The 6199-nt window shown below is 51.3% G+C and carries 7 protein-coding genes and 1 pseudogene; 1 reads left to right on the forward strand and 7 read right to left on the reverse strand.

What is annotated here, in order from left to right:
* Positions 1-318 precede the first annotated feature (318 nt).
* The 3 genes from QZP87_RS02815 to QZP87_RS02825 form a co-directional block, all read right to left on the reverse strand.
* Positions 319-1245: a carbohydrate kinase family protein gene (locus QZP87_RS02815; RefSeq protein ID WP_291321402.1), complete on the reverse strand. Its 927-nt coding sequence runs from the start codon at positions 1243-1245 to the stop codon at positions 319-321.
* Positions 1246-1337: 92 nt separating this feature from the next.
* On the reverse strand, positions 1338-1661 hold the full coding sequence (cutA, locus tag QZP87_RS02820) for a divalent-cation tolerance protein CutA (RefSeq protein ID WP_291321403.1): 324 nt from the start codon (positions 1659-1661) through the stop codon (positions 1338-1340).
* 500 nt (positions 1662-2161) lie between these two features.
* The gene (locus tag QZP87_RS02825) at positions 2162-2428 is read right to left on the reverse strand and encodes a hypothetical protein (protein ID WP_291321404.1); all 267 of its coding nucleotides are present in this window, start codon (positions 2426-2428) and stop codon (positions 2162-2164) included.
* A 510-nt stretch (positions 2429-2938) separates the two neighbouring features.
* On the opposite strand from QZP87_RS02825, the gene QZP87_RS02830 reads away from it, so the two are divergent.
* Positions 2939-3568: a hypothetical protein gene (locus QZP87_RS02830; protein ID WP_291321405.1), complete on the forward strand. Its 630-nt coding sequence runs from the start codon at positions 2939-2941 to the stop codon at positions 3566-3568.
* Here QZP87_RS02830 and ruvA read toward each other — a convergent pair.
* From ruvA to QZP87_RS02850, 4 genes and pseudogenes are all read right to left on the reverse strand, one after another.
* A complete protein-coding gene (ruvA, locus tag QZP87_RS02835; RefSeq protein WP_291321406.1) occupies positions 3565-4176 on the reverse strand; it encodes a Holliday junction branch migration protein RuvA in 612 nt (203 codons plus the stop codon). The two genes, QZP87_RS02830 and ruvA, sit on opposite strands and share 4 nt — an antisense overlap.
* Positions 4173-4685 (reverse strand): crossover junction endodeoxyribonuclease RuvC, encoded by a 513-nt coding sequence (gene ruvC, locus QZP87_RS02840; RefSeq protein WP_291321407.1) that lies wholly within the window; start codon positions 4683-4685, stop codon positions 4173-4175. The genes ruvA and ruvC overlap by 4 nt, the downstream gene beginning before the upstream one ends.
* Before the next feature lie 2 nt (positions 4686-4687).
* Positions 4688-5437 (reverse strand): annotated as a pseudogene (locus QZP87_RS02845) (YebC/PmpR family DNA-binding transcriptional regulator).
* A gap of 73 nt (positions 5438-5510) precedes the next feature.
* Positions 5511-6110, reverse strand: coding sequence for an RlmE family RNA methyltransferase (locus tag QZP87_RS02850; RefSeq protein WP_291321408.1), 600 nt, complete (start codon positions 6108-6110; stop codon positions 5511-5513).
* Positions 6111-6199 lie beyond the last annotated feature (89 nt).

A 6199-nucleotide genomic window follows, 5' to 3' on the forward strand; every position in this document is an offset into this window, starting at 1 on the left:
CTGAAACCCTGTCATAAAAAACAAGAAAGTTTGAACCACGCTTTCAGCGTGGCAGGCCCGGCGCAAAGGACACAAAGGAAGAAAGCACAAAGGGTTTTGGTTTTTCATTTGCCGGGAAGACCCCGGTTAAACAGGCTTCGCGTTTAACGGGGCAGGCGGCAAATGAAAAGGCAGCCTTTTTGAAAACCGTTGCCCGGTTTTCAAAAAACACCCTCCTTACTGTCTTAAACTTTGTGACCTTCGTGTCTGGCCTGCCACGCGCTTCGCGTGGTTCAATATTCTTCTTCTTTGGGTTGCGGGCATGGTCCGCGTTAGATTTTATTCAAAATTATCTTTATACCTCTTCCAGAATTCCTCAGGAGTAAAATAATGCTCCTGGGTGCCGTGGTGTTCCACTGCATAAGCTGCACTGGTCAGCCCCACCTTGGCCGCCTCGGATACACTTCGGCCCTCGGTCAGTCCCTTGATGAGCCCTGCACGGAAGCCGTCTCCGGCCCCGGTGGGATCAACCACCTGGGACACCCTGACCGCAGGCAGGACAGCATCGTCCCCACCGTTTAACACCGAACAGCCCAGTTCTCCCAGTGTAGTAATAATATTTTCAGTATATTCAAGAAGCTCTGCTTTGCTTTTGCCGGTATTCTTCATGATCATTTCCAGTTCATAGTCGTTGGCTATGAGAATAAATGAACCACTTATCATATCCAGCAACTTTTCCCCGGAAAAAGCCGGTATGTTCTGGCCCGGATCGAATATGCAGCGTACTTTCTTCTCCCGGTATCGGCGACTGTAATTGTACATATCGTCCAGGTTGCCCGGGGCTACTATGGCCAGAGTATCCTCCGGAGAGAGTTGGTCGAAATTGTATTGCGAAGAGTGCTTCATGGCTGCAGGGTTGAATCCTGTGATCTGGTTGTCCGACTTGTCTGTGGTAATATAGGCTGATGCCGTCAGGTCGTCCTCTATAACACGGATACTTTCACGGCTGATACCGTGCTTCTTCATCCACTTTTCATAGTTGCCGAAATCCTTTCCCACAGTGGCCAGGATCTCGGGGTCTTCACCCAGAAGCTTCAGGGTGAAGGCTATGTTGCCGGCGGTGCCTCCGAATTTTTCAATAAGTCCATCGACCAGGAAACATACATTCAGGATGTGTATCTTGTCCGGCATGATATGGTCAGCAAATTTGCCCGGAAAAGGCATGATCCGGTCATAGGCAACAGATCCTGATACTAAGATTTTCATTTCTACCTTCCTTTATTCAATATGTCCGTTATCCAGAGATCCCCCTGGATGGTTACCTCCACATGGCTGTCAGAGTCAGCATAGTTATCCAGCTACAAACTTTTTCTGGTTTCTGCATCAATCCAGTCCAGAAATTCCCCATGTCCTCCCACAATGGGCACAAATACAACGCAGGGACACTCGTAGCTGTGCACTTCCAGCACCTTCTCCACCAGCCTGTCTTTGAGCTCTTCCCTGGTCTTGGCCAGCAACACCACCTCTTTGGCGGTCTCCATCCGTCCCTTCCACATGAACATGGCGGTCATGTTCTCAAAGGCATTCACGCAGGCTGCCAGATTATTTTCCACCAGGGCCATGCCGATATTTTCGGCCTCTTTCATATCCGCTGCTGTAATATATGCAAACACTTTAGACATATCCAAACCTCCGTTCTACTATTTTTAAAGCCCTGAAAACCAGTTTGGTTGCCATCCGGAAAAACCTGTCTTTCCGGATGCTGAAAAAAACGACCATTCAGGGGTTAAATAGGGTGATGCCTGCAATCACTCCTCAGACGTGACTTGGGACAGCCCTGAACATATTACCTTCTAAGTAACTAGAATCGTATTGGCAATAAAATCAGGTACTTACAAATTTGAGAATATTTGCTCTTGTTCCCAGGCTCCAGCCTGGGGACATCACTTTTTTGTGGCTCCAGCCACATTTTGAAGAAGCGCCTGGAGCCGCAAGAACTAAACGTTTCCAGGCTGGAGCCTGGGAACGAGAAAATAAGTGCGGGACTGTCCCCGGGCCGGTTCAGGCACCCCCCTGAATGGTTACACATGATGTATCTGTTTAGAGTTTAAAAAAATGCGGGACTGTCCCATATCTGGACATGGACAACTATTACGCCTGGGTTATAGGGACACAAGCCGACTTAGTGTTCAGCCAGGTACTCAACTATGAGTTGCTTTTCCTCCCCGTCGATTCCTGCTCCGTAGTTCATCATCCTCTGAACGGTGCTCTCCCATTCTTCAAGGGTCTTCCGGGCTGCCTGCACCCTGTCCAGTCCATGGCAGGAATCACAGTGATGATTAACCAGGTTTTCACCCGCTTTGCTGTTATCAGCACTGATGTCCATGCTCAAAGCGAAAACAAACACCACCACAGCAGCAGTACAAGCCCAAGGCAGAAATCTATTCATCTTATCCTCCTGTCCTTACAAAAAATTTATGCATGACACAGTCACAAAACCCATGCCAGAAATAAAAGCCTGCTGAAAATCTGCGGGATTAAGCCTGTCACCACTTATCAGTCAAAAAAATACCTAAACCCCTGCATCCTGTATAAGTTAAACCATTTGACAAAATTATGCAACCTGACTCAGACCAGCTGAAATCCCAAGTCAGGACAGGGTCCAGCTGTATCTTTTCAGGACCTTGCATGTCGCATGGTTTCCTGCTCCACCTCCGGCTCGTAAGAACCGTGCCTGTGGGTCGTAGGGCCTGGCTTCTCCGCAAACCTTTTTTCGAATATTCTGCAGACTTTCTGCCATAAAAAAGTGCGGAGATGCCTGTCCCCTGCTTTCCTTAAAATCGGAAAACTGATACACTTCGGCCCTTCTGTCTATACTTTACACGACTTAAGCTTTAGGTTAACTGCATTGCCGGAGTCAGTATAAACCAACCACAACCTTAGAATAGATGCGCTGTTTATGAAGCAAAAATTTCTGTTTTATGTCCTTTTATTATCTTTCCTGATATGTACCCCAGACAGGGCCTTTGCTGAAGATAGTGAAGGTCTTCAGGACCAGAAGGAAAGAAAATGGAGCCTGACTTTATCCAGCGGGATATATACTGACCGCACCGTAGGACAGGCTATCTTCAACATTCCAGGACGTCTGGAAAGCAATTACATGCACAGCCTGGCCGTGGCCCGGCAGATGGGCGGATTCTGGGATCATTTTTCCTGGGAACTGGAAGGCATGTTCGCCAAACACCACGGCAAACACAAGACAGGACGCCAGGACTACGAGGAGTTTGTGGCAGCGCTTCTGATACGCTACCATACATTTCCCTGGGACCAGTGGCTTGATACCACCCTGGCGGTGGGAAGCGGCGTTTCTGCCACCACCGAAACCCCCAAACGTGAATTGCAGACAGATAGAGGCAAAAGCCAGAACATTCTAAATTACCTGGCTTTTGAGCTGGAATTAACTTGGCCCAAATTTCCCAATACCAGCCTGACCTATCGCATTCATCACCGCTCCGGGGTGTTTGGGCTGTACGGCGGCGTAGAAGGAGCTTCCGACTTTTATCTGCTGGGGCTGCGCTGGAGATTCTAACCCATCTTCTCCCGTGCCTTCTCTTTCAGCACCGCCCGGATGGCCGCACTCACATCCAGGTCCGGCTCTTTATCCAGGACCTCGTCCAGAAGGGGAGTCACTTCAGCAGCCGAGTAGCCAAGGCTGGTCAGACCAGCCAGGGCATCCTGGCGCACACCCCGTTGTGTCGGCGCAGAACGGGATACTTCCTGTTGCGGCGAGATAAAATTCAGGCGGTCCTTTAGATCCAGGATAAGTCTGCGGGCTGTCTTGGACCCTATGCCTGGTACCTGGGTCAAAGATATCTCGTCCTCGGTACTGATAACCTTCTGGATCTGGGCCGGTGAAAAAATACCAAGAATGGCCAGGGCCGTTTTGGGCCCCAGTTTTGGGGCGTTCAGCAGGACATTGAAAGTCTCACGTTCATCCAGGGTGAAAAAACCATACAGGTCCAGGGAATCCTCCCTGACCACCAGGCTGGTGTAAAGCTGCAGATCCTCGCCCTGCCCCGGCATATTGTGCAGTCCCATGGCGGAAATATGCACTTCATATCCCAGCCCCGAAGCAGTCATGACCAGGCAGGTTTTATCGTTGAAGCTCAGGAGGGTACCGCGCAAAAGGGCAATCATGTCAAAACTCCAAAAACCGCAGCCCGGCGCTGGTTTAGATGGGCTATGGCTACAGCCAGGGCATCACTTGCATCCTGGGCCCAATTGGGCCTGCACCCAAGCATCTGGGCCACCATGAAGGCCACCTGGTCCTTGCCGGCCCGGCCTGCGCCCACCAGGGATTTTTTGACCAGAGTGGGCTCGTAGGAATAAACCGGCACTCTCTGGTGTGAGCAGGCCACTATCACAGCCCCCCTGGCCTGACCCAGTTTGAGGGCTGAAGATGCATTCTTGGAGGTAAACACCTCTTCCACGGCAGCCTGGTCCGGGGAATACTCCCGGATCAATGAGCAAATGCGGGTAAATATTGTATCCAGCTTCATGCTCAGGTCGTCCCGGCCATTGGTCCTGATGGTGCCCGTGTCCAGAAGCTCCAGACAGCCGGATGTTTCCCGGACCACTCCATAGCCGGTGCACCTGGAACCCGGATCTATCCCCAGAACAACCACCTTGCCGGATGTTTTGAACACTGTTAATTCTCCAGTTCCTGCAGCAGTTCCTGCGGAAGCTCAAAATTAGCATGGATATTCTGTACGTCATCCAGGTCATCCAGGGCATCGTAAAGCTTAAGTATCTTGCGTCCTGTCTCCAGGTCCACTCCCACAGTATTCTGGGGTACCATGGTCAGCTCTGCCTCGCTGTATTCGATACCCGCATTCTGGTAGGCCTCCTGCAAGGATGTGAAATCCTCCGGTGCGCAGTGCACCTGCCACACCTCACCATCATCGATTATATCCTCAGCCCCGGCCTCCAGTCCTGCCTCCAGCACCTGCTCCTCGCTGTAGGTCTCCTTGTCGAATGACAGTACTCCCTTGTGGTCAAACATCCAGGCCACACAGCCGGACTCTCACATGGCACCGCCGTTCTTGCTCATAAGATGCCTGATCTCTGCAACTGTGCGGTTTTTGTTGTCCGTGGCCACCCGCACCAGCATGGCAACCCCCCCGGGACCATAGCCTTCGTATATGGACTCTTCTATCTGGTCCGCCGCCAGTTCTCCTGTGCCCTTCTTGATAGCGGTTTCAATCTTGTCCTTGGGAAGGTTTGCGGACTTGGCGGAATCAATGGCCGCCCGCAGCCTGGAATTCTTGTCCGGATCACCACCGCCGTCTTTGGCTGACAGCATGAGCTCCTTGGTCACCTTGGTGAAGATTTTGCCCTTCTTGGCGTCCTGCCTGCCTTTTCTGTGCTGAATATTGTGCCACTTGCTGTGTCCTGCCATATTGCTACTCTCCTGTTATCGCTGCAGTAAATAATTATTTATCAACCTCCGGAGACTGATTCGCTATTAGCAATTACTTATAACTCTGTTGAACCAGTTCCATGCCTATCAGGAAAATCTCCTTGCTCTCCGGCCTGGAACTTTTGGGCTTAAAATGCTTGACCCGCTTGAAGCAGCCCTTCATGTCCCGGCCAAGATCCTGTACGTCAGGGCCCTCAAATATCTTTACCACCAGAGTTCCTCCTGGTATCAGTATTTCCCGGGCCAGCTCGAATGCTTCCCTGGCCAGTTCATGAGACCTGGCCTGGTCAGTAATCTTGATGCCGGTGGTCCTGGGAGCCATGTCACTTAGCACCAGGTCGAACGGTGCCAGATTCAGGACTTGCTCTCTGGCCTGCTCATCGTTTAATATATTCGACTGGACAAACCGCACCTGTTCCGGAAAAGATACCGCCGGCTCATTCAGATCCACTGCCACGACCATGCCGTTGGCCTGGACCTTTTGCGCTGCCAGCAGGGTCCAGGAGCCCGGCGAAGCCCCAAGATCCAGGACCTTTTGACCCGGGCGCAGCAGCCGGAAACGCCTGTCCATTTCTTTGAGCTTGTACACAGACCTGGCCGGATAACTATCATGCCTGGCCTGCCTGGAATAGTGATCCTTTACTTTTTTCATGACTTGGTTTAAGTCCCCCATAACCTTCAAAGTAACCATTCAGGGAGACCTCGGTGTTGGCTGATGGCACAAGGCCAGGGGACTGTCCC

This window comes from Desulfonatronospira sp., assembly GCA_003563255.1.
Classification (GTDB): Bacteria; Desulfobacterota; Desulfovibrionia; order Desulfovibrionales; family Desulfonatronovibrionaceae; genus Desulfonatronospira.

Bases quoted from the DNA above. Each gene is read 5' to 3' on its own strand.
- QZP87_RS02815 (WP_291321402.1), bottom strand. From the start codon at position 1,245: ATGAAAATCTTAGTATCAGGATCTGTTGCCTATGACCGGATCATGCCT.
- cutA (WP_291321403.1), bottom strand. From the start codon at position 1,661: ATGTCTAAAGTGTTTGCATATATTACAGCAGCGGATATGAAAGAGGCC.
- QZP87_RS02825 (WP_291321404.1), bottom strand. From the start codon at position 2,428: ATGAATAGATTTCTGCCTTGGGCTTGTACTGCTGCTGTGGTGGTGTTT.
- QZP87_RS02830 (WP_291321405.1), top strand. From the start codon at position 2,939: ATGAAGCAAAAATTTCTGTTTTATGTCCTTTTATTATCTTTCCTGATA.
- ruvA (WP_291321406.1), bottom strand. From the start codon at position 4,176: ATGATTGCCCTTTTGCGCGGTACCCTCCTGAGCTTCAACGATAAAACC.
- QZP87_RS02850 (WP_291321408.1), bottom strand. From the start codon at position 6,110: ATGAAAAAAGTAAAGGATCACTATTCCAGGCAGGCCAGGCATGATAGT.